This window comes from Leptospira wolbachii serovar Codice str. CDC, from assembly GCF_000332515.2.
GTDB lineage: Bacteria > Spirochaetota > Leptospiria > Leptospirales > Leptospiraceae > Leptospira_A > Leptospira_A wolbachii.
In genome coordinates, this window is record NZ_AOGZ02000008.1 from 328,041 (window position 1) to 351,135 (window position 23,095).

General features: G+C 40.8%; 22 protein-coding genes. 9 read left to right on the forward strand and 13 right to left on the reverse strand.

Annotation, left to right across the window (positions count from 1 at the left end; all coding sequences use genetic code 11):
* Positions 1-16: 16 nt before the first annotated feature.
* Entirely contained in the window at positions 17-571 is a 555-nt protein-coding gene (locus tag LEP1GSC195_RS03410) for a hypothetical protein (RefSeq protein ID WP_015680057.1), read from the reverse strand.
* Complete coding sequence (locus LEP1GSC195_RS03415) at positions 568-1,026, reverse strand: RidA family protein (protein WP_015680143.1); 459 nt, start codon at positions 1,024-1,026, stop codon at positions 568-570. Before LEP1GSC195_RS03415 ends, LEP1GSC195_RS03410 begins: the two co-directional genes overlap by 4 nt.
* Positions 1,027-1,180: 154 nt before the next feature.
* Here LEP1GSC195_RS03415 and LEP1GSC195_RS03420 point away from each other — a divergent pair, with 154 nt between their 5' ends.
* Complete coding sequence (locus tag LEP1GSC195_RS03420; protein ID WP_015679928.1) at positions 1,181-1,624, forward strand: Hsp20/alpha crystallin family protein; 444 nt, start codon at positions 1,181-1,183, stop codon at positions 1,622-1,624.
* A gap of 10 nt (positions 1,625-1,634) precedes the next feature.
* Positions 1,635-2,033: an Hsp20/alpha crystallin family protein gene (locus tag LEP1GSC195_RS03425; RefSeq protein ID WP_015680019.1), complete on the forward strand. Its 399-nt coding sequence runs from the start codon at positions 1,635-1,637 to the stop codon at positions 2,031-2,033.
* A gap of 108 nt (positions 2,034-2,141) precedes the next feature.
* Here the strand turns inward: LEP1GSC195_RS03425 and hisC are convergent, their stop codons facing one another.
* Genes hisC through LEP1GSC195_RS03440 form a run of 3 tightly spaced genes read right to left on the reverse strand, consistent with a single transcriptional unit; the run spans position 2,142 to position 6,135 of the window.
* A complete protein-coding gene (gene hisC / locus LEP1GSC195_RS03430; RefSeq protein WP_198012766.1) occupies positions 2,142-3,209 on the reverse strand; it encodes a histidinol-phosphate transaminase in 1,068 nt (355 codons plus the stop codon).
* A 31-nt stretch (positions 3,210-3,240) separates the two neighbouring features.
* Positions 3,241-4,758: a 2-isopropylmalate synthase gene (locus tag LEP1GSC195_RS03435; protein WP_015679835.1), complete on the reverse strand. Its 1,518-nt coding sequence runs from the start codon at positions 4,756-4,758 to the stop codon at positions 3,241-3,243.
* Between the two features lie 9 nt (positions 4,759-4,767).
* Entirely contained in the window at positions 4,768-6,135 is a 1,368-nt protein-coding gene (locus LEP1GSC195_RS03440) for a hypothetical protein (RefSeq protein WP_015679920.1), read from the reverse strand.
* 46 nt (positions 6,136-6,181) lie between these two features.
* Between LEP1GSC195_RS03440 and LEP1GSC195_RS03445 the strand changes: the two genes are divergently transcribed.
* Complete coding sequence (locus LEP1GSC195_RS03445; protein WP_015679905.1) at positions 6,182-6,571, forward strand: VOC family protein; 390 nt, start codon at positions 6,182-6,184, stop codon at positions 6,569-6,571.
* Here the strand turns inward: LEP1GSC195_RS03445 and LEP1GSC195_RS03450 are convergent.
* Together LEP1GSC195_RS03450 and LEP1GSC195_RS03455 are read right to left on the reverse strand one after the other, a co-directional pair.
* The gene (locus tag LEP1GSC195_RS03450; RefSeq protein ID WP_015680163.1) at positions 6,529-7,299 is read right to left on the reverse strand and encodes a glycerophosphodiester phosphodiesterase; all 771 of its coding nucleotides are present in this window, start codon (positions 7,297-7,299) and stop codon (positions 6,529-6,531) included. The genes LEP1GSC195_RS03445 and LEP1GSC195_RS03450 overlap by 43 nt on opposite strands.
* 9 nt (positions 7,300-7,308) lie before the next feature.
* Positions 7,309-8,019, reverse strand: a complete 711-nt coding sequence (locus tag LEP1GSC195_RS03455) for a queuosine precursor transporter (RefSeq protein WP_015680154.1) — start codon at positions 8,017-8,019, stop codon at positions 7,309-7,311.
* Positions 8,020-8,164: 145 nt separating this feature from the next.
* Between LEP1GSC195_RS03455 and LEP1GSC195_RS03460 the strand changes: the two genes are divergently transcribed.
* A complete protein-coding gene (locus tag LEP1GSC195_RS03460) occupies positions 8,165-9,736 on the forward strand; it encodes a glycosyl hydrolase family 18 protein (protein WP_015680109.1) in 1,572 nt (523 codons plus the stop codon).
* 1 nt (position 9,737) lies between these two features.
* On the forward strand, positions 9,738-10,745 hold the full coding sequence (locus LEP1GSC195_RS03465) for an L-threonylcarbamoyladenylate synthase (protein WP_015679883.1): 1,008 nt from the start codon (positions 9,738-9,740) through the stop codon (positions 10,743-10,745).
* Positions 10,746-10,761: 16 nt separating this feature from the next.
* On the opposite strand, the gene LEP1GSC195_RS03470 is transcribed toward LEP1GSC195_RS03465, so the two are convergent.
* Positions 10,762-12,396: a S49 family peptidase gene (locus LEP1GSC195_RS03470; protein ID WP_040506301.1), complete on the reverse strand. Its 1,635-nt coding sequence runs from the start codon at positions 12,394-12,396 to the stop codon at positions 10,762-10,764.
* Positions 12,397-12,436: 40 nt separating this feature from the next.
* Here LEP1GSC195_RS03470 and uvrA point away from each other — a divergent pair, with 40 nt between their 5' ends.
* Together uvrA and LEP1GSC195_RS03480 are read left to right on the forward strand one after the other, a co-directional pair.
* Entirely contained in the window at positions 12,437-15,328 is a 2,892-nt protein-coding gene (uvrA, locus tag LEP1GSC195_RS03475; protein ID WP_051122346.1) for an excinuclease ABC subunit UvrA, read from the forward strand.
* Positions 15,329-15,334: 6 nt separating this feature from the next.
* Positions 15,335-16,363: an acyl-CoA dehydrogenase middle domain-containing protein gene (locus LEP1GSC195_RS03480; protein ID WP_015680079.1), complete on the forward strand. Its 1,029-nt coding sequence runs from the start codon at positions 15,335-15,337 to the stop codon at positions 16,361-16,363.
* On the opposite strand, the gene LEP1GSC195_RS03485 is transcribed toward LEP1GSC195_RS03480, so the two are convergent.
* The 3 genes from LEP1GSC195_RS03485 to LEP1GSC195_RS03495 are packed head-to-tail and all read right to left on the reverse strand — an operon-like array spanning position 16,360 to position 18,917.
* The gene (locus LEP1GSC195_RS03485; RefSeq protein ID WP_015680085.1) at positions 16,360-17,316 is read right to left on the reverse strand and encodes a cation diffusion facilitator family transporter; all 957 of its coding nucleotides are present in this window, start codon (positions 17,314-17,316) and stop codon (positions 16,360-16,362) included. The genes LEP1GSC195_RS03480 and LEP1GSC195_RS03485 overlap by 4 nt on opposite strands.
* Positions 17,309-18,355 (reverse strand): OmpA family protein, encoded by a 1,047-nt coding sequence (locus tag LEP1GSC195_RS03490; RefSeq protein ID WP_015680145.1) that lies wholly within the window; start codon positions 18,353-18,355, stop codon positions 17,309-17,311. Before LEP1GSC195_RS03490 ends, LEP1GSC195_RS03485 begins: the two co-directional genes overlap by 8 nt.
* The gene (locus tag LEP1GSC195_RS03495) at positions 18,345-18,917 is read right to left on the reverse strand and encodes a hypothetical protein (protein WP_232227649.1); all 573 of its coding nucleotides are present in this window, start codon (positions 18,915-18,917) and stop codon (positions 18,345-18,347) included. Before LEP1GSC195_RS03495 ends, LEP1GSC195_RS03490 begins: the two co-directional genes overlap by 11 nt.
* A gap of 185 nt (positions 18,918-19,102) precedes the next feature.
* On the opposite strand from LEP1GSC195_RS03495, the gene mgtE reads away from it, so the two are divergent.
* Positions 19,103-20,506 carry a magnesium transporter gene (gene mgtE, locus LEP1GSC195_RS03500; protein WP_015680035.1) on the forward strand — a complete coding sequence of 468 codons (1,404 nt, stop codon included), beginning with the start codon at positions 19,103-19,105 and terminating at the stop codon, positions 20,504-20,506.
* A 63-nt stretch (positions 20,507-20,569) separates the two neighbouring features.
* On the forward strand, positions 20,570-21,205 hold the full coding sequence (locus LEP1GSC195_RS03505) for an LA_2219 family laminin/E-cadherin/plasminogen-binding protein (RefSeq protein WP_040506254.1): 636 nt from the start codon (positions 20,570-20,572) through the stop codon (positions 21,203-21,205).
* 74 nt (positions 21,206-21,279) lie between these two features.
* On the opposite strand, the gene LEP1GSC195_RS03510 is transcribed toward LEP1GSC195_RS03505, so the two are convergent.
* Together LEP1GSC195_RS03510 and LEP1GSC195_RS03515 are read right to left on the reverse strand one after the other, a co-directional pair.
* Positions 21,280-22,251 carry an NDR1/HIN1-like protein gene (locus LEP1GSC195_RS03510; protein WP_015679822.1) on the reverse strand — a complete coding sequence of 324 codons (972 nt, stop codon included), beginning with the start codon at positions 22,249-22,251 and terminating at the stop codon, positions 21,280-21,282.
* A 32-nt stretch (positions 22,252-22,283) separates the two neighbouring features.
* On the reverse strand, positions 22,284-23,054 hold the full coding sequence (locus LEP1GSC195_RS03515) for an exodeoxyribonuclease III (protein ID WP_015680184.1): 771 nt from the start codon (positions 23,052-23,054) through the stop codon (positions 22,284-22,286).
* Positions 23,055-23,095: the final 41 nt, after the last annotated feature.

Sequence of the window (23,095 nt, forward strand, 5' to 3'; positions counted from 1 at the left end):
CCATAAGACTCAGATTTTATGTGTGAAGTCTTCCTAATACCTCATCTTCCTTTTTGAAGGTGAGGTATCCAAAGACAAAAGCCCCCAATACAGATCCTAAAAACAAATAGAATGGTATATGAAGTCCCACTTCTTCAGGTTTCACAAAGTCATAAAAATAACGTTTGGGATCCAAATACCCCCAGATCACAAAAACAACCGAAACCATCTGGCTTGAAAAAAACCAAATCCTTGTCCATTGAGACTTCCAGAAACCAAGGAAGAAAAAATTGAGAAGACCTAGGAGAATGAAAACCGAGTTGAGTTTGGGTCCAAGCGAAATAGATTCCTTGATTTCAAAAAAACGAATTTCATAAGAGAACCAAGGAAGGATAGAGAAGAGTAGCTGTAGGAATAAAAAGATAAAAAATATTTTATCAAAAAAAAGTTTTGTGTCCCAATAGCGATAAAGAGAAAGGAAAATTCTTTTTGTCAAAAACCACCAAGCAAGGATTAACTCAGGAACAAAGAGAAATGAGTCTTTTGTAAACTGAAAAACAGCGATACATTTTATAAAAAAAGAATTTGTCATTCGACTTCAGCTACCACTTCCAATTCCACACTAGCATCTAAAGGAAGTGAACTCACGCCAATCGCAAATCTAGCATGTTTTCCTTTGTCTCCAAAGATAGCAGCTACAAGTTCGGAGGCACCGTTGGCAACCAAGTGGTGCTCGGTAAATTCTGGACTAGAGGAGACAAAGACACCTAACTTCACAATCGATTTGATTTTGTCTAAGGATTCAATTTGAACTAAGATAGCGGCAAGGGCATTCAGTAAACATTGTTTGGCTTCCTCTTGTGCTTCGGCAAGGGTGACTTCCTTTCCTACCTTCCCTGTTTTTCGTAATTTTCCGGCGACTAGCGGCAATTGACCGGAGGTAAAAACGAGGTTTCCGACACGTTTGGAAGGGATATAAGCAGCAAGGGCCGCAGGAACAGGAGGGATTTCTAGACCTAATTGTTTCAAAGTATCTTGGATAGGCATTGGATTCCAAGCTAGGTGGGTTGGCCTTCAGGGACAAAATTTTTTTTTAAAATCTTATAAAATATAAAACATTCTTGACGACTAGCAGTCAAACATTTAGAGTGCTAACGAAAGTAGCAGCTGTGTGAAGCGAGTGCTAACAAGGAGAATGAGCATGTTGTTCCGAATTCTAGACCCACAAACGAAAGCAAATCAGTTCTGGAGAGACTTTGACCGATTGAACGATGAGTTGACCCGATCCATTTTGGATAGCCAATTCGGTTCTTCTTCCAATTTCCCTCCAGTGAATGTTTATACAAAGGAAGATGAAGCCCTGGTCACTTGTTTACTCCCTGGGATGGAAGCTGACGCGATCGATATTAATGTAAAAGATAATCTTCTTTCTATCCATGGGAAGAAAAAAGCCGAGGAGCTGGCGGAAGGAACAGAAGTGCACCGTCGCGAAATTTTTAATGGGGAATTTCATAGAACTTTGGAGTTACCATTTCGCGTCGATCAGGAGCATGTCCTTGCGAAATTTACCAATGGAGTTTTAAACATCCATCTTCCTCGCAGAGAAGAAGATAAACCTAAAAAAGTATCCATCATTGCAGGTTAAGGAGAGAATTATGAATACACTTACTCAAGAAAACAATAGGGAAGTCACAGAAAAAGTTGCCGAGAAAGGTGAAAAGACACCGGCAAAAGTTTACTCACCAAACGTGGATGTGTTGGAAACAGAAGAGGCTATTCTTTTCCGTGTGGAAATGCCTGGTGTCGACCAATCTTCTGTGGAGATATCGATTGAAAAAGACCAATTGATTTTAGAAGGAAAGTTTGTTCCGCCAACAGAATCTCGTGGCCAAGTGCGACTTGCAGAATACAGAGAAGGAAACTACTTCCGTAAATTTACTATCGGAAAAGCAATTCATTCTGATAAAGCCGTTGCAAAAATGAAGAACGGGATTTTGGAATTAACACTTCCCAAAATGGAACCGAAAAAAACAAAAATCGAAATTCAAAAGTAAACAAGTTCTTGTTAGGTGTTTGGTAATCCCTAATGAAATTTCGTTACAAGCCCGGTTTGTCAGCTCTGACATACCGGGTTTTCTTTTTAAAAGAGTCAGATTACTATTTTATAAAAGGGTACGAATCGTTTCCAAAAGTTTTTGGTTTTCTTCCGGGGTTCCGATCGTGATTCGAATGTAGTCTTTCGAAATTCCTGTGGAAAAATAACGAATGAGGATATTCTTTTCTTTCAACTGTAAATACAGACTTTCCGGAGAGATGCCTTGTTTTGGTTTACAAAATAAAAAATTGGTCGAAGAGTTTGGAAGGGTAAATCCAAGGGTTTCTAATTCTATTTTTAACTTTGTTCTTTCCTGGATTACAAGAGAACGTTTTTCTAAAAAGTATTCTTTGTCTGCAAAAGATGCTTCTGCAATCACTTGTTCTAAAATTCCCACATTATAAGAATCCTTTAGTTTGCGGATCCAAGTGATGACATCAATTGATCCCACAAGATATCCAACCCGAAGTCCTGCCAGTGCATAAGATTTAGAAAAGGTACGGGAGACCACAAGATTGGGATGATTTTTGATTTCTGAAATTAAACTTGTATTAGGTTCCGTGAAATCAATATAAGCTTCGTCAGAAAGAACTACGCCAGAAAAATTTTTAACCAAGCTTAAGAGTTTCTCTTTTTCTTCTTCCACACCTGTCGGGGCATTGGGATGGGCAAAACAAAGTAACTTGCCCTTTTCTTTTAATAAAGATTCAAAATCAAAATGTAAATTGGGAAGGAGGGGAACTGCTTTGTAAATGGCTCCCACCATCATTTGTTCCGTAAGCACTGGGTAATAGGAATAAGTAGGATCTGGCGCGACCACCACATCCCCTGGACCAACGAGAGTATGGAATAACATACGTAAGGCTTCATCGGAACCATTGGTGACTAAAATTTGGTTGGGATCCAAATCATAGTCTTTGGCAATGAGTTCTTGTAATTTCCTTGCATGGTAGTTGGGATACTTTCGTAAAACACCTGTTTGTAAAACTTTCTCTACGGCTTCTTTGATTTTAGGAGAAGGGGGGTAGGGGTTTTCGTTGGTGTTGAGTTTGATGGTAGAGGTGCTAAGGCCTGGTTGTTCCCCAGGCGTGTATGGTTTGAAGGCTGGTAGTTCCTTTCGCACCAGGGATTCCATAGAAAATGTATTGTTCTGACTTGTCACAGGATTACAACCGGTTAAGGGCATTGATATAGGCTTTTGCACAGGCTTCAATGATGTCTGTGGAATCTCCTTTTCCTACCACTCGTCTTTCCCCGTCCTCTAAGGTTACGGAAGCTTCCGCCATGGCATCGGTTCCTTCTGTCACAGGAGAAATCACAAGCCGAGAAAGGAGGGGGGAAAGTCCAGTCACTTGGTTTATGGCTTTGAAGATACTATCCACCGGTCCATCTCCGTGCGCTTCTCCCTGTTTGGTTTCCCCTTTGACGGACAAAGTAATTTTGGAATCAGGAGTTTTGTTCGTTCCTGTGTTTTGTTCAAAGGAAACGAGTCGGTAGATTTCATCGACTTGGGAACGACTGATTTCTCCTTGGAAGAGTGCCGCAATGTCTTCATCAAAGACTTCCTTCTTTTTATCCGCAATCTCAAGGAAACGGTTGTAGGCATTGTCGATCTCTTCTGGTTTGGGATCAAATCCCATACGGATGATGCGATCTTTGAATCCTGCTCTTCCGGAGTGACGACCAAGAACCATACGATTGGATTTTAGTCCTACCGATTCGGGAGTCATAATTTCATAAGTTTGTCTATTTTTAATCACACCATCTTGGTGGATTCCAGATTCATGTGCAAAGGCATTGGCGCCCACAATGGCTTTGTTAGGTTGGACAACCATGCCCGTTGTGGTTTTTACTAAATGAGATCCGCGGGTGATGAGAGTGGAATCTATTCTTGTCTCCACCCCAAAGGCATCTTTTCTTGTTTTTAAAGCCATCACCACTTCTTCCATAGCAGTGTTTCCCGCTCGTTCCCCGATCCCGTTGATTGTACATTCAATCTGACGACCGCCGGCAAGAACGGTTGCTAGAGAGTTTGCTACGGCAAGGCCTAAATCATTATGGCAATGCGCAGAAAAAATCACTTTGTCAGCACCTTTCACTTCTTTTTTTAAGAAACGAAATAAATCCATATATTCTTGTGGGGTTGTATATCCCACAGTGTCTGGAATGTTGATGGTCGTTGCCCCTTCTTCGATCACAGCTTCGACTAACTCGCGCAAAAAAGACCATTCGGAACGTGTAGCATCCTCTGGGGAAAATTCTACGTCTGTAACAAAGTCTCTTGCCATCTTGACTGCAATCCTTGCCATCTCCAAAACTTCTGCGGGAGACTTACCCAATTTGTGTTTCATATGGATGGGAGAAGAAGCTATAAAGGTATGAATTCGTTTAAGTTTGGCTGGTTTTAGGGCATCGCGTGCGGCTTCCAAGTCAGGGCGAAGGGCTCTAGCTAATCCGCAAATAATAGGGCCTTCAATTTCTCGCGCAATTCTTTCTACGGCTTTGAATTGGACAGGAGAGGAAACTGGAAACCCAGCTTCGATGATATCGACTTTCATTCGGGCAAGGTGTTGGGCAATTTCCACCTTTTCATCTTCGCTCATCGCAGCCCCGGGGCATTGTTCCCCGTCCCTTAGAGTGGTATCAAATATGCGTACGTAATCTTCCATCTCCTTCCAGATCATAGGTTCGCTTCACTCTGTCAAGTGCGTATGGAATGCCCCTGTGATCCAATGGTAGGGTCTCCCGTCTTTGCCGATGGGGATGGGGGTTTGGGATCCCTGGCTCCAGAACCGGATGGGTTTTTCCAAATCATAGGTCACTTCCTTGTCTGTGATGGAGGAGAACCTTGCTCTGACTTCTGCTCTGGGAAAAGGGAGGGTGAAAAGGAAGGCCATCATTCCTCCAAGTGTCACAAAAAGAACCCAGCGGGAAATCCATTGGGTATAAGAAACAAGAACCCAAGTGATTCCGAACAGGGCAAAGAACCAGAGGGGAAATAAATACCGGATGGGATAAGGATGGAGGTAAGTAAACCTGCCCACAAGTAGGAGGAGTCCGAGTAGGACGGGAAAAAACACAACAAGGAGGTGGCGGATGAGTTTAGGAAATTTTGGATAACTAAAGAAGACCAAACCCATAAGGAGAAGAATCGATTTTCCTTGGTAGTAGATATGTTTCGAAAAGTCCCAAAGATAAGTTCCAGAGAGTAAGAATATACTTTCTAAAGTTTGGTCTGCGAGATACTTTCCTAGAATCTGAAAACTTCCAGGAATCTGAAAAATCTGTTTCAAACCAAGGAATACGAGTTCATTGAAGAGAAGAAACAATAGTCCTAAAATCCAAAAACGTTTCTTTTGAAAATAAGAAATTCGCTCTGTCAATGGCTTCTTTGTATTCCAAATCCGAACCACAAAAAATGAGAGGGCACCCACGGAAAATGAAAATCGGTCCGAGAGATAAAGCAGAGAGAAGCTGAAGAAAAAGAATGCGGTTAAATGATTGGGGAGAAATTGGTGAGGGTTATTCTTTTGGTGATCCTTATCAGTGTCATTTAACACCGAATAAAGATATATGGCAAGAAGAAGGGAAAAAAAGAATCCAGTGCTGTGGTGTGCTTGAGTTAGAAAATAAACCAAAGGAAGGGGATGGTCACTAGTCCAATATCCTACGAGAGAAAGTGAGATAAAAAGAAATTCGAAACGAAAGAGAAACTCTAGTGATTCGGTTTTCGTTACATATTTGGAAATGAAAATGGAAATTCCGAGTAATACAAAAAGCATCTGGAGGGTTCCATAAGCTGCTGGAATATATAAAAAGGGAACAAAGGGATAGAGGATAAGATTTATAAATAGATCGGGAAAGAAATATGGAGATGGAGGTAAAAACCAATGAAAGATCCCTGCTCCAGAAACTAAGTCCTTTAAAAGTAAAGGTAAATAGAGATTATCTGCCGAATGGATTGGTTCGAAGTAGATGGTTTCGCATAACAGAAAATTGATGATGCCGGACATTAAAAAGAATAAAAAAAAGGAAAATTTCGATGGGGATTGGATCGACATAGGACTCTAAAGAGGGAACCTCAACAATACGTAGTGAGTTCCTAGGATGATGAATACAACAAAAAACATGGATTTAGTCCTTCCTCAGTTTTTCTCTGTCAATTTAGACGGCGGTGAGAATACCGCAGTTTCTCTGAGATTCTACCAATCGTTTTTAGGGGGGACTGTCCTAAAAGAAAGTTTTGGTCATTCGGAATTGAAATTAGAATCAGGGGAATGTTTGGTCTTTTCCAAAATGACAGAACATTGTCCGGTACGACCAGGAACCATCACTCTGAGTTGTGACACATCCATTCGCCAACATCCGGAGTTTCTTTCCCTGAAACTTGTGCAATCGGTGCCAGAAAAAACCTATTCTTTGTATGAAGATCCTTGGGGAAATTGGGTATGGATTTACTTTTTAGATTCTAAAAATTCAGCTAAGCGGTCCGGATAGTCTGTAATTAAGCCCGCCACTCCTACCTCTAGCAACTGTTTCCATTCTTCTTCTGTATTGGTGGTATAAGGTATCACAAGCAGAGATTCTTCTTTTAAGCCTTGAACAAATTCCTTAGTGCAAGCAGATAAGTGCGGAAGTATTAGGTCCGGTTCATAGTTCTTATAACTCTCGTTTAGCGAATCTCCTTTTTCCATGAGAAGGCCACGTAATACTTCAGGTTCTTCTTGTCGGATAAGATTCACTAAATCCCAATCAAAACTACTGACCCAAATCCGATTGGTGAGTTTGTATTTCCGAATCAGTTTGACAAGTGCGGATGCCAATGTTTGCCGTTCCTCTTTTTTGCCTTCACTTTTCATTTCGATATCAAAAACGGTATTTTCTGGCATGGTTTGGATCACTTGTGAAAGTGTGGGAATTTGTTCTCCTTCAAAGGCTTCTTCAAAAAAACTTCCGGCATCTAATTCGGCAAGAGCACGGTATTTATAATCTGCCACTTTTCCTTTCCCGTCGGTTGTACGGTCGACCGTGAAGTCATGAATGACAACCAGTTCGCCAGAACCACAAAGCATGGTATCTAATTCAAAGAATCGTGTGGAATCGGAACCAACAAGAAAAGACACGAGAGTATTTTCTGGAGCAAGACCCCTGGCACCTCGATGCCCAATGTTGGCAGGAGGAATGCCAAGGATTGTTGATAATCGTTCGATTCGCGGTTTAAACATGATATTCACTTACCCTGGTTGGATGGTTGATTCCAAACCTTCTTCTTCCATAGCTGACCGAAACATCTGCTGTTTCAGAGTTTCTCCCAAATAACGATCGATGTAGATATGGATGGCATAGAGAAGAGGTGTGATGAGGATTGCCACACCCATCTTATATAAAAAATTCGTATTGGCAATAGCAATGAGTTTGGAGACGGGATGGTATTTTCCCAGTGCAATGAAGATCACTACATAAGAATCTATGAGTTGCGAGATGATGGTTGAGCCCGTGGCCCGAAGCCAAATATGTTTTCCGGCTGTTTTTTTTCGGAGGAAATGGAAGGTATGAAGGTCAATCATCTGACCAATCATATAAGCAATGATGGAACCTAAAATTACAAGACCAGAATTGGCGAACACCCGTTCGAAGGAGGCATCGTCGATCGGAGATTCAGGACTTGCGGGAATTTGGATATCGATCACGATGAGAAGATAAGCAAGTCCAATCATCACCATCCCGAGAAAGGTTGTGGCTCGTACTACTTTTCTACCATAGTATTCATTTAAAAGGTCTGTGATGATAAAGGTTACTGGAAAGGGGATAACCCCCATAGTCATAGTGAATCCGAAGGCAAAAAATAATTTACTACCAGTAAGTTCCGCAAGCAAAAGAAAGGTTAGAAAAAAACTGAGAAGAACCGTATACAAAATGACCGGTTTTTGTTTGAGAACATGCATAGATTTCTTTTTCCTTTCCTTTGAATTTAGACTAGGAGAGAAACCCTCCTAAAAAATCATGGGATGAGAAATAGGGTCTTGCGTGTTTCTAATATTCTCTACTCTTTTTTTCATCCGTGTTCGATAATCATAAAAGAAGTAATATATGTCTGAATCTGAAAACTCATCCTCTCGCCAACATCCTCTGTCTAATGCAGCTAAATATTCCTTATTATTTGCCTCTTGGGTCTTTTTATCCGCCATCTCCTTTTATTTAGGAATGAATTTAATCCAGAACAATGGAGTAGCCCTGTCTTTGAAAGACGCTCCCAAAATGGGAAATGCCAATCCGAGTGTGGTGGAAGCCTCAACTCCTTCTCTCGGCACTCCCTCCGAAATGGAAACCAAAGAGGGCTCTCCGTCTGAAACAAACCAGACCGTGGAAGAATCTGTGGAATTGCCAAACTTTCTTCCCGATGAGAATGTAACTTTTCGTTCCTCTGCTTGGTCCACCGATTGGACTGCGATGAAAAAGACAGTACATCTCTATAATGAAATCCATCCCTTCATTTATACAATGAAAGGGGGACTTTCCAATAACGGAGAGTTGATTTCTAGTTGGTCGAGCACTTCTAAGAAAGAACGAGTCCAAGAACTTCGTGCTTTAAATCCGAAAGTCAAAATCATCCCCACTATCTTTCGATGGGAAAATCCAAAAGAAAAAATTCAAGAGAATATTGGAATGGGCGGAAGAAACGACATCCGTGACCACCATATCCAAGTTATTGTAAATGAAATCATGACTTATGGTTATGATGGAATTGATATTGATTATGAAGGAATGTCCTGCGATAAAAAAGAAAAGTTTGAAGAGTTTTTTGTTCTTCTTGCACGGGAAGTTCATAAAAAAGGAAAACTCATTTCTGTGGCGGTTCACCCAAAAACTCCTGCCGAAAAAAGTAAAAAGAAAGAACTGAATTGTCGAGGTCTGTCTAAGCCAATCGCTCTTGATTTCCGTGAAAATTGGAGAGGGCCGACAACTCATGACTATGCATTCCTCGCCAAACACGCTGACCGAGTTAAGATTATGGCTTATGAACTCCATCCGCGCAAATACCATAATCCAGGTCCTGGTCCCCAAGCACCAAATGTTTGGTTAAAAGACATCATTACGTATGCCAAAAAAAGAGTGCCTATGCACAAACTTTATATGGCCATTCCTACCTATGGATATGATTGGGCATTGAATTGTAAATCCTCTGCCAAAGCCATTTACCATTCCGATGCACAAAGGATCAAAGCGGGGGTGCATAAAAATCGCCAACCCACGGACATCAATCGTATCTTAAACGAAGAAAACAAAGTAGCTAGTTGGAGAAACTTATCTAAGTTTTCTGACATTCATAAAAATCGTGCTTATGAAGATCCTTCCCTTTGGTACACCAGTGGTGGATGTGACCGAGTGGCTTTTTATATGAACCGAAAAGCTTTTGAAGAAAAAATGACACTCCTTCGTAAATATGATTTGGGTGGATTTTCTTTCTGGCAACTCGTAACAGACAATGATCCAGAAATCAATGTTTACCTAAGTAAATTGGTGCAAGGACAACTCCCGCCAGTAGAAAAAGCGAAAGAGGAAGAAGAACCAAAAGAAGAGACTACAGTTCCAGTTGGGGATTCCCAAGAGGCCTTGAAAGTTTCCGATTCTAAATCTAAAATCAAAACAAAAAAGTATTAATATGAAAACCTTAATCTCTTCGGATGTTCGTTTGCTTGCGAACCTCATCCAAGAGGGAAAGGTTGTTATTTTTCCTACGGAAACGGTCTATGGGATTGGGGCTTCCACAAAATCGGAGTTAGCTTGTCTTAGGGTTTATGAAATCAAAGGCAGACCCAAAGACAATCCTCTTATTGCCCATTTTCATTCCATTGAATCCATTGCCGCTGTATGTGAGTTAGGGGAAGTTGGTAGGGCTCTGTTAGAACGGTTTTCGCCAGGCCCCCTCACTCTCATCCTTCCTAAAAAAGACAAATCCCTTTTTCCTAAAGATTTAGACACACTCGCCGTGCGGATACCGAAAAGCCCCGTGGTTCGGGAATGGATTGAACTCTCGGGAGGACCAATCTCTGCTCCGTCAGCCAATTTATCGGGTAGGCCTTCTTTAACAAAACTAAGTGATGTATTGCGATACTTTGATAGAGTGGTGGACGGAATCCTTGTAGCAGAGGAACCAAGTTTTGGAATTGAGTCGACGGTGGTAAGTTTAGTCGGAATGCATCCCACTCTTCTTCGCCCTGGATCCATTGAATCGAGGGAACTATTGAAACTACTCCCTGATCTTCGGATTCCAGAATTAACTTCTAAAAACGAAAACCAAGCCGTGCCACTCAGTCCCGGAACCAAATACAAACACTATGCACCTACAGCCCGTGTGATCTTAGCTTCTACAGAAGAATTTATCGAGAGTTTCAAAACGATGTTCCAATCGAAGTCCATGGCTTGGATTGGATATTCTTTAAAGGGGAACGAACCTGATGCGTTCAAGGAAGGATTCGGCAAACAGTCATTTGGTGATGACGACAGATTTTGTTTAGTTTCCTCTAATGAGGATTATGCGTCTAAACTTTATGCTTTTTTTGAATCCTGCGATATGTCTGGCGTTCAATCTATCTTTTGCGAAGTTCCCAAACCAGGATTTGGGGAAGAGGGACTTCGCAACCGCTTGGAAAAAGCTGCGAGTGCTTAGGTAAATAAATAGGAAATTATTTTCTATTTTTCCAAGCCAAACGAACGGGAGATAGGAGAGAAATTTCGTTCAGTGATTCCAATGTTTTTAGTTCGGCAATGAGTCCACCAAGGATGGGAATTTTGTTTCTCAAATTATAAGCCGGTAATTCTTCTGTTAGAGTGATTGGTTTTCCACCTAATCTTTCTTTCACTTCATGAATTGCATCTAAAAGCCCACCAAGAGAATCCACAATGCGGTTTTCCACAGTTGGCAAATACACTCTCCCCATTCCAATTTTCGGAAGGTTTTCTAAAGGAATTTTTCTTCCTTCGGCGACACGCCTATAAAACAAACCTTCTATCTTTTTGATTTGCGATTCTAGATACTGGACGCTCTGTTTGGAGAGGGGTTGGAATTCGGAATGAATGTCTCGAAAAGGATAAAAACCAACGGCCTCTTTATTCAATTGAACCTTTTTATATAATTTTTGTAAATTGGCCCGAATACTCACAGCACCAATGGAACCTGTGATACAAACTGGGGAAGCTGTGATATGATCTACCGCCGAACCAAGATAATACCCGCCACTGGCGACTGTGTCTTTAAAATAGGCGGTAACAATTTTGGTTTTCTTTAATTCCAGAATTTCTTGGTGGATTTGTTCGGAATAAAATGCGGATCCACCTGGGGAAGAAATTTCTAAAATCACTGCTTTAATTTTTTTGTCTTCGGCAAGAGCCTTTAGATTGGGGATGAGAGAGAATGCTTCAATTTTTCCATTTTCTCTATGTTTATGTAAAAAATCGCCACCAGAGATTCCTCCCTCTAAAGGGATCACTACGACTTCTGCTTTTCGTTTGGGAAGGATATGAAATTCTTTGATTTTGTAGTGTAGGGAAGGATAATTTCCAGAAAAGACCTTTCTATCTTCGGAAAAAAACTCTGTTTCTGTTTTGATTCCATGGATGACGCCAGCTGACAGAAGTTCATCGGCAGAGAGCATCGGTCTATAGAAAATAGGTTCTAATGATTTTTTCCCATTGGTAAGGGCAGAGAGTATTACTTTTCGTAAATCCAAAACTAAAGTTTCTAAATTCTTTTTAGCTTCTTTGGAAAACTCACCCCGTGTGAAACTTTCAGCAAAGGATTTGTATGGGCCTGAGGCAAAGGCTTGCACTTCAATCCCCCATGTTTTCAAAAATTTACCAAAAAACATAGGTTCGGCGCTTGGTAGCAAAACCATAAATTCGGATTCTGGAGCCAAAAACACTTCCGTAGCTGCTGTGAGTAAAAGTAGTGTACCCACACCACCTTCTTTGGCAAAGATCCTCAGTTTTTTACCAGATTCTTTAATGGCTATTAGTTGGTTTCTTACTTCATAGAACTCAGAAAGAGTCCATTCAAGAGGAGGAAGAGAGATATCGAGAGTTTTTATTTTTCCATTTTTTTGAATGAGTTTGAGAAGGATGAGAAGTTCTAATCTTGTGACTGTTTCTTCCTTACCTTGCAATTTTTTGACCCAATATGATTTGTAAGAATCTTCAAAAACAGCGGGAAATTCCAGTTCATAGACCTCTCGGCCCGATTGGAAAACTAGGCTTAGACGTAGGTAAAACTGGTACAGAAGGCGAAAGGGTAAGAAAAGTACCAAAAAAAGAATTCGAAACACGGTGGATCCTCTTCCGTCATTTCTTAAAATTCTTTCCAGAATGAAAGAGGAAAACAAGCTATCCGATGTGGATTCCTTTATTCGTATTCGCGGCGCCCGAGAACATAACCTCAAAAACATAAACCTTGACATTCCACGAGATAAACTTGTGGTCATCACTGGACTTTCTGGATCGGGGAAGTCATCGCTTGCCTTTGATACCATCTATGCCGAGGGACAACGGAGGTATGTGGAATCCCTTTCCAGTTACGCCCGCCAGTTCCTAGGGCAAATGGAAAAACCAGAAGTGGACCAAATTGAGGGTTTGAGTCCTGCCATCTCCATTGAACAAAAAACCACCCACAGAAACCCACGTTCCACTGTTGGTACTGTTACTGAAATTTACGATTATTTACGGCTGTTATATGCCAGAGTGGGAAAACCCCATTGTCCGAAATGTGGAACCGCTATTTCTAGCCTCTCTGTTGACCAAATCACAGACAGAATCAATTTATTTCCGGAAGGAACCAAACTTCAAATTATGGCTCCCGTCATCCAAGGGAAAAAAGGGGAACACAAAGAGGTTCTCGAACGTTTCAAAAAAGAAGGGTTCAATCGGGTTCGTGTGAACGGGGAAGTGTATTCCCTGGAAGATGAAATTCCTTTAAAGAAGAACTTCAAAGCAGATATCGATATTGTTGTGGACCGGATTGTGATGAAACCAGGAATCCAGTCCCGATTGTCGGATTCTGTGGAAACAGCTTTAAAAACGGCGGATGGAATTGTTGTAGTGGAAGATGGAGAAAAAGACCACCTGTTCTCACAAAAACTCTCTTGTCCCAAATGTGATGATGTGAGTATTCCCGAGCTCACACCGCGACTATTTTCTTTTAATTCACCCTTTGGTGCTTGTTCCAATTGTGATGGACTCGGTGCTCTCTTAGAGTTCGATGAATCTCTTCTTGTCACCGATAGAGAAGCATCTCTCGCAGAAGGTTGTATTGAGGCTTGGGGAGGATCCAAATCCAACTCTTATTGGTATATGGCCACCATACAAGCGTTATCCAAAAAATTGAAATTTAATTTAAACACTGCTTGGAAGGACTTACCCGATAAAGTTAGAAATACTATCTTACATGGAGATGCCTCCATTCATATTGATTATGATTTTCGTGGTGCCAATTCTCACTATGAATTCTCCAAAAATTATGAAGGAGTAATTCCTAACCTCAAACGTCGTTATAAAGAAACCAAATCCGATTCGATGCGACAGTGGTTTGAATCCTTTATGACCAACCATGATTGTGATGAATGTCATGGAAGACGACTCCGTCCCGAAGCCCTGGCAGTGAAAGTGCAAGGAGTGGGAATCGATGCCTACACAGGTTATTCTATAGAGAAGGCTTTAGAGTTTACTAAGTCCTCTGAATACAAAGGCGCAGAAGATACCATTTCTAAACCCATCCTAAAAGAAATCCTCCAACGCCTTCATTTCCTAAATGATGTGGGTGTGGGGTATTTGAACCTAAGTCGGTCGGCCGGGACTCTGTCTGGGGGGGAGATGCAAAGGATTAGACTCGCCACTCAAATTGGTTCTCGCCTAATGGGTGTTTTATACATTTTGGATGAACCGTCCATAGGCCTTCACCAAAGAGACAATACTAAACTTGTCCAAACCTTAAAAGGCCTTCGTAACCTCGGCAATACTGTGCTTGTAGTCGAACATGATAAAGAGACCATGGAAGAGGCCGATTTCATTGTGGATATGGGCCCTGGTGCCGGAGTCCACGGTGGGGAAATTGTAGCCTTTGGCACACCCGAACAAATCAAAAAAGACAAACATTCCGTAACTGGAAAATTTCTCTCTGGGGAAAAACGAATCTCCATGCCGAAAACAAGGCGTGTTGGGAATGGAAAATTTTTGAAGATTACGGGGGCGACACATAATAACTTAAAAAATATTGATGTTTCCATCCCTCTCGGAAGTTTAACGGTTGTTACAGGAGTGTCCGGTTCCGGAAAGTCCACTCTCATCAATGAAATTCTCTATAAGGAACTAGCAAGTTCGGTGATGGGAATGAAACTCATTCCTGGAAAACATAAAAAAATTCTGGGTAAAGACCAAATTGATAAGGTGATTAACATTGACCAGTCGGCCATTGGAAGAACTCCCAGATCCAATCCTGCCACTTACACCGGTTTGTTTACCTTTGTTCGGGACTTATACAGCGGACTGGAAGAGGCCAAGGTCAGAGGATATGGTCCCGGACGATTTAGTTTTAACGTCGCCGGGGGGCGTTGTGAAAAATGTGAAGGGGACGGAATCTTAAAAATTGAGATGCATTTTCTTCCTGATATTTATGTGGAATGTGAGGTTTGTAAAGGAAAAAGGTACAACCGCGAAACTCTGGAAGTCAAATACAAAGGAAAGAATATCTCTGATATCTTGGATATGACAATTGAAGAAGCAGTTGTTTTCTTTGAAAAAATTCCTAACCTCAAACGCAAGTTAGACACTCTTATGGATGTGGGTCTCGGTTATATCAAATTGGGGCAAGCCGCCACTACATTTTCTGGTGGGGAAGCACAAAGGATCAAACTATCCACAGAACTTTCGAAAAGACCTACAGGAAAAACTCTTTATATTTTGGATGAACCCACTACAGGACTTCATTTCGAAGACATCGAAAAGTTGCTTTCTGTTCTGCAAGTGCTTGTAGACAAAGGAAATTCTATGGTCATCATCGAACACAATTTGGATGTAATAAAGGCCGCAGATTATATCATTGATATTGGTCCTGAGGGTGGTGATGGCGGTGGGGAAGTAATTGCCACTGGTACACCAGAGGAAGTCGTGACCGTAAAACGGTCGTTTACTGGCCAATACCTAAAAAAAGTATTGGAAGAAGAGAAGGCACTCGATACCAAGTATGCCAAAAAAAAATCTAAGTAATTCGCTGTGGGACTAGAGCCAGAGAATTTGATATTAAAGTATGGTGCAGCTGGTTCCTCTTATCCCAAAGATACGGGAGGACCAGAGACTGGATTTTATCGGAGTTGGAAACCCTATCTCATTAAAGAGGGATTTTACAATTTCCTTCTAGGTCTTGAGTCCTATTTAGAATTTCAAAAGAAACTATCTCTCTTAGCAGAAGAACATCTGGGAGTATCACTTGCTCTCTCCTGTATGGTGGAAGTGAATGTCGCTGGCGGAATCCTTCTTTATGGGAAAACAAATCATGATAGCCAATCCCCCATTTCCATTGGAACTTCCGATCCACTTTGGGATGCTTTCCGGAAAACAGATCCTACAAAAATCTATGCTGTAGGAGTGAGTGAACCTGGTTGGGAGGGCAAACTCCGCAAATTAAGTTCTGTAGTTTACGATGGAAAACTTTCTGGAACCAAATCCTTCATCACTAATGGCGGAGAAGCGGACGTTATTTTTTGGGTCACTAAATCGGGAACTGACAACCCCGTGTACCAAGTGCGCAGACAAAGGGAAAGCGGAAATACGAATACTGAAAGTCAGATAGTGGAAGAGTCCTTCCATACAGAATTTACTCCCCAAGTGAGCCATCTGAAACTTACGTTATGCGAATATTCTATCGCAGAAAATGACATGGTTCTGGAAAATTATGGCAAACTGGGAATGGAGCTTAGATTAAAAGAACTTTTGTCTTTAGTTTCGTTACTGATTGGCAAAACAAAAAAGATATCTTTAGAAAACCAAATTGTTGCAAGAGAAAGAGAGAAACTAGTCGAATGGAGAGAGTCTTTTCTTACATTGTGCCCCAGTTATCCGAATGGTGAGTTTTTACTTTCAGGATTTCCTTACCCAACGGACGGACTACTATCCGCATTGACTTCATTCTGGGATTTATCCTCTCCCCAAGAACTTAAGTCTATTGATCCAGACTACCAACTTTTTGTTTGGGAAGATTCTTTTACCAATTACTTAATTCAAAAGAAAAAAAAGAACCTCTAATGATGGTGGTCGTTGGCATGTCCGTGGCTATGACCATGATGACCAAACTCCCGTTCTGTCTCTCGAACAAAGATCGTATCTAATTTTTCTTTCAATGAAGAAGATAGAATTTCAACAGACACAAAAGGAACCCCAAATTCTTCTTTTAGAACTTTATGAATTTCTAAAACAATTGTATCTCTGTCTGCATCCTTTTTGACAAGAATTTGTAGCTCTACTGAAAACACTCCGGATGTGAGTTTTCTGACGGTGATTTGAGGAACCGATTCGATTCCTTTTAAAACTTGGATATGTTCTAATAAATGTTCTTTGTCAAACTCACTGGTGTCTGCTTCGATGAGGATCTCAATCGATTCTTTTACAATCCCATAAGAGGTTTTTAAAATAAAAATCCCTAGGATGATGCTGAGAAAACTATCCACTTCTCTGTATCCTGTGAACCGAATGATAAGAGCCCCAATCACAACGGCGAGGGTTCCTAAAAGATCACTCAGGACATGCAGGTAGGCTGATTTTAGATTGAGGCTTGTTTTACTGACTCCCACTAAGAGTCCCGCAGATACTAAATTAATAGCAAATCCTATTAACGAATAAGCGAGCATAGAATCTGCTTCTACATGAGCCGAGCCCGAAAACCGAATATAACTTTCATAGAGAATGAAAACTGCCATCCCAATAAGAAGGAGTCCATTAAAAAGTGCCGCTAAGACCTCAAATCTGTGAAATCCAAATGGATACTTTGTCGTTGCTTTTTTCGAAGCAATGAGAAGGGCAAAAAGAGAGATGAGATGGGCAAAAACATCCGTTATGATATGGCCAGCATCAGCAAAAAGAGCAAGACTTCCACTTTCCTTAGAGCCAATCCATTCAATGAAAAATATACATAAAGAGAGTAAACCTGAAAGGCTTAAGAACAAAACCAATCGGGAACGTTTGGGTCTAGGTTTACTCATGACTTGAGTTTAAAGAGCCTGTGGCTCTCGGCACAACCACAATGTCCACTCGGCGGTTGAGTGCTTTATTTTCTTTCGAAGTATTGGGAACAATGGGTTGAAACTCACCATAACCGGCACTGGAAAAATTCTTAGGATTTAGATTTTTGTTCTGTAACATATGGTCCAAAACAGATAACGCTCGTTCGCTGGACAAGTGCCAGTTGTTCCTGAATTTTGTTTTGATGGGGACGTTATCAGTATGACCTTCTACTACAATGTAGTTTTCAGGATAAGCGGCCAAAATATCCCGAATTTTTTCAATGGCAGGAAGGATGGCTGGTTTTAGTTCGGAAGAACCACTATCAAAGGAAATTTTATCATCGATATTGATGATGAGTTTGTTATGAAAACGTTTGAGGCGAATTTGCCCCGAAGTGATTTCTTTGGCTAACTTTTCTTCAAACTCTTTGGTTTGTTCGGCAAGCCGTTCCAATTCTCTTTTTTGTTCTTTGGTGAGTTTACGAAGGTTGGCTAGCTCCTCTTCTAGATTGCGAATCCTCTCTTTGAGTTCATCCATTTTGGATTCATAATTTTCACGAAGTTTTTGTTCTTTCTGAAGGTTTTCCCGTTCTTTCTCTTCTAGTTTTTTCTTCAATGCGTCTAGATCGGCACGATCTCTTTCTTCTCGTTTGCGATTTTCTTCTGCAAGGAGACGTTCTTTATCCGTTCCTTTTTTTTCAAGACCACGAAGGCGCATATCATAATCGCGCATTTTATCGGAATACTCGTCCTGTTCTTTGGCCCGATTTCTTTTTTCTAGTTCTAAATCTTCTGTGAGATTTCGATTTTGGGTTTGGAGTTCTTTCTTTTCTTCTTCCAAACGATTCAATTCGTTTTGATGTTGTTTGCGAATGTCGGCTAGTTCCAATTCCAAAGCATATTTTTCTTTATAAATTTGGTTGTATTCATAGGGAAAATAAACCCAGTCCGCCGAAAGACCAGAAACAAAAACAAGGCTTAGGAGTAAGAAGCTAATGTTTCTTGGTTTACTTTGCATCGTCAAAACTGTCCTCTAAATTGACTTTAGGCAAACTAGGAGCTTCTGTTTTGACCCTTTCCCAATCAGAGACACGGCGGCGAGCGTCTGATTTTTTTTCGGCATATTGGGTCTCATAAATTTCTTTTTTGATGTATTCTGGATCGGTCGGAGTTTTGCCTTGGGATTCTTGGAACTTAACGGCAATTTCAGAACGAACTAATTCGAGTTCGGCGATGAGTTCTCCGAGAGCCGCTTCTTTCATTTCCAAATAGGCTTTGTCTTCTTTTTCTTTTTGCACCCACGTTTTGTAGCGCGTTTCCTCTTTGGCCCGTTCCAATTCATGACCTTGACTTTCTTCCAGATACCGTTTGGAGGAGGAAGAGTCTTCTTTCAAAACAAAGTAGGTTTCTTTTGCTCGTGCCAGATCTCGCTGAGAGTTATGTTTTGTTACTTTCGCTTGAGATATTTTGATGGCTTGGCCTGTGAGAGTATTGGCCTTTCTTTGCGCAGAGACTTCGTTGTTAAGTTTGATGATTTTATCAGTGAGGACTCGTGTGGCATTTTTCTGCTCAGTGTTCATGACCTCCTCACGTACATAAGCATCAGGAACCTTGCTAATTTTTGGTTCGAAGAGAACACATTGGGAAAAAACAAGTAGAAGAAAAAGATTCGTTTTCAAAATTCGAACTCGTGCCGACATAGGATATAGCCTATGGTCTACGTGACATAACCGTCAATTGGAAAATTCAGGAAATCCGCTGATTTATGGAAGAAGAAAGAAAGAAAGAGTCCGAATTCCGTATCAAAATCGACAGAGACAGCGATTCCTATGATGAGTTTGTCGGTCAGATTAAAGACCTCATTGAGACTCAGGATTCCAAACAACTTAAAGAAATGTTGGATGGGGCTCACCCTGCCGACATCGTTACCTTATTTCGTGACCTAGAACGAGAAGAGGAGTTATACCTATTTCGCCTCCTTCCTAAAGAAGACCAAGCCTATTCACTTATCAAAATGGAAGAGGAGACTTTAGAGTCTTTTTTAGAGGAACTTTCTGTCGATGAGATTTCGAACACTCTGGATCATATTGAAACAGATGAAACTACCTATCTTCTTTCTTATTTACCTGGCGCCAAACGAGAATTAGTTTTAGCAAATTTAAGTAAAGCCGACAGTTTTGAAATTCGTTCCCAGTTGGGTTTTCGCGAGTATTCAGCGGGACGGCTTATGTCCAAAGACTTTGCAACTGTTTCCATTACAGACAATGTTCGCAAAGGAATCATCAATGTACGAAAAAAAGCCAAAGAAATTGAGGATATCTACCAAGTTTACGTAACTGATGAAGACGGAGTATTAGAAGGATTCATTCCTCTGAAAGATTTATTCCTTACACCCATTAATACGAAAGTAGCAAAGATTACTAACTTTTCTGTATTTGCTTTTCATTATGATGTCGATCAGGAAGAGGTCGCCAATACATTCAAAAAATATGATTTAGTCAGTGCCGCCGTCACCGATGATTTGGGTCGGATCATTGGCCGCATCACTGTAGATGATGTCTTAGAGATCGTAGAAGAAGAAGCATCGGAAGATATCCTACTTATGGCCGGGGTATCAGAGGACGAAAGATTATCTACCCCTATATTACAATCGGTGAAACGAAGGATCATTTGGCTGAATGTCAATTTACTTACAGCTTTCGTCAGCTCCACAGTGGTGGCTTTTTTTGAAGATACAATTTCTCAGATAGTAGTTCTTGCGACTCTGATGCCGATAGTGGCAGGACTTGGTGGGAATGCAGGCACTCAGTCAGTAACGGTTGTTATCCGAAATATTGCTACAGGGGATCTTTCTTTTTCTAATTGGTGGGAAGCTGTTCGAAAAGAGTTTACAATTGGAGTCATCAACGGACTTGTACTTGGAACAGTAACAGGATGTATGATTTTCTTTGTGAAGGGAAACCTCGTACTTGGACTTGTTGTGGGAACTGCTATGTTTGTAAATATGATCGTTGCATCTCTCACGGGTTCACTTGTTCCTATTGTACTGAAAGCGATGCGAGTGGATCCCGCGATCGCTTCTTCAATTTTTGTAACAGCAACAACAGATGTTTGTGGGTTTTTCTTTTTCCTCGGACTTGCCACAGTGTTCGCAAAATATTTGATTTAGGGATTGCCCTTTCTATTTTAAATTCTTGCCACTAAAGAGAAATCACCAAATACTGATGTCGAAATGAAATTCTTGCATTTGTTTTTATCGGTTGTCGTCTTTTTTCTTCTGATCCATTGCCAATCAACTCCTCACACGAGCACAAATGCTAAGGAGGAAGTCACCGAGCCAACTCTTCCTATAAAAGATTTGCTCCCGCCACCTGGGGGTGAAGGAGAAATCATTTTAAACGAAAGAGGGGAAGAAGTCCAAAATCATACGGGAGAAATTCCTTTTTTCCAAAAGAAAAGTGATCTTCCCACAGAAATCTTTCGTGTTTATATTGCTTCCGATTCCTATCAAGTTCGCCAAATCCGCCATACGGATAAAATTCGTAGAAAACCGGACGCAGGTGGGGACGAACTTTCGAAAGAGGAAATGAAGAAATTTGACCTACTCAATTTTGTGGATGATGGAATGATCACCATTGGGCTCAATACAATCACCGGAAAATTAGAATCCATCGCCTTTGATCGCCGCGTTCCACGGATAAACGACATCGCAAAGATCATCCAAAATGATGCCTCTAGGTTTAATTACGAACATTCTAGTAAAGATGGAACACCCATCATTACTAGGTTTTTGATTAGTTACCAAATTCGCCTCTATCCAGGAAAAACTAGAGACGAAGTCAAACAGATGTTACAGAAGAAAAAATAAACCCTTTAGAACCGGTAGGACGAATTGGGGTTCATTCTCTTCGTCCTACGTTTTTTAAAAACCGCTAACAAAAATTACCACTTAAAGTTTCCATGTTTTTCATATAAGAAAGGGATGGTTTCTGCAACTGCAGGAACTTTAAGCCCCGAATCCCCTTTTAAATCAAATTGCGCTGCACGAGATTGGATGGTTTTGTAGAGAGAGGAACTAATGGAAGTGATAGGAAACTTTGTTGCTACTTTGACTGTGGAAGTTTTGCCAGAATTTTGAATTTCTTTCGGTGTTCCATTTAAGAATTTTTCCCCTGCCAAATTTAAATCATAGGTAAGACCTGTTAGGTTTAGATTAGAAGCCGCTTGGTTGGAAAAAACAAAATCAAACTCGGTATTCAAATCTAAGTTTAAACCGGTAAGACCAGCTTTGGCGGCTGAAGTGGCAGGTTGTTTGGTTCCTCCGAGAAGTCCTTTTAGAAATCCAGTGGCTGTATCGGCAAGGGCATTCGTATTGGAAGCACTTAAGATATCCGCTTCTGTTGGCATAAGTATTTTGAAGTTTTGTATTTCTACATTGGGGAGAATCGCAGGAATTTCTCTTTTTTTAACAAAGGGGAAAGTAAGAGAATCTTTTCCTAGAAGTTGCCATTGTTTCGGTATGGGGACTTTCATATTCCCCTCGGCACTCACTTCTAACAAAGGTTTGTCTGGAAATTTTTTATAGAGATTGAGTAGGTCAGTATACTTTAGTTTGACTTCCAAAGGAAGTTGTTTTGTTTTTTTCCCTTCAATGGCACCTAGATCTGTTTTGATTTGAGATAGTTTTAATCCTTCAATTTTAATATCCATATCCAATAAGGAACTAGGGATAGAAACGGGATAAGGATTTTCCACGGAAGTTACAACATTCAGTGTGATGTCTGAGAAAGTGATACTCTTTATCGACAAAGAATCAAATTCAAACGCAGGCAAAGGGATTTTATCTTGGATCACACCAAGAACAGAACACTGGAGCGTGAACAGAGAAAGGATTAAGGGAAGTGCCAATTTCATCTTAAGAAATCTCCCTTAAATCTAAGGCTTTGTCAAGTGAATTGGATTTTCATGACAACGGGTGCATGGTCTGATAGAACGGGTTCTTTGGCGATGTGAACCGATTCGATATTGTATTTAGAAGATTTTGTGATAAAAAAATAATCAATCCTCCAGCCCTTGTTGTTTTTCCGCGCTTGGAAGCGGTAGGTCCACCACGAATATTCATCTCGAATCTCCGGCTGCAAAAGCCGAAAGCAGTCGGTAAATCCCAAATCCAAAAATTTGGAAACCCAGGCCCGCTCTTCGGGAAGGAAACCAGAACTCTTTTGGTTTCCTTTCGCATTATGGATGTCTATTTCTGTATGGGCAATGTTCACGTCCCCGCAAACAATGAGAGGTTTTTTCTTTTTAGTATAGGGTTTTGCTAGTTCCAAAAAGGAATCTAAAAATTGGTATTTTACTTTTTGCCGTTCTTCTCCACTCGTTCCAGAAGGAAAGTAGAGATTCCAAAGATAAAAATCATTATACTCTAGAAAAATGGATCTTCCTTCCGAGGAATAGATTCCCTCTCCCTGTCCCAGAGCGACAGACTTAGGTTTCAGTTTGGTAAGAACCGCAGTTCCACTGTATCCCGGTTTGAGAGCTAAACAACTATGCACTTCATATCCTAGATCTCGAAATTCTTTTCGGTCAATTTCTGTCGCAGGAGCCTTTGTTTCTTGGAAACAAATAATGTCAGGATTTTCCTGACAGATAAAATCGAGCAAACCTTTGCTCAAACTGGAACGAATTCCGTTGCAATTTAACGTGATGATTTTCATCTAGAATTGAGATCGATTGTATGGCATAATAAGTCGATACT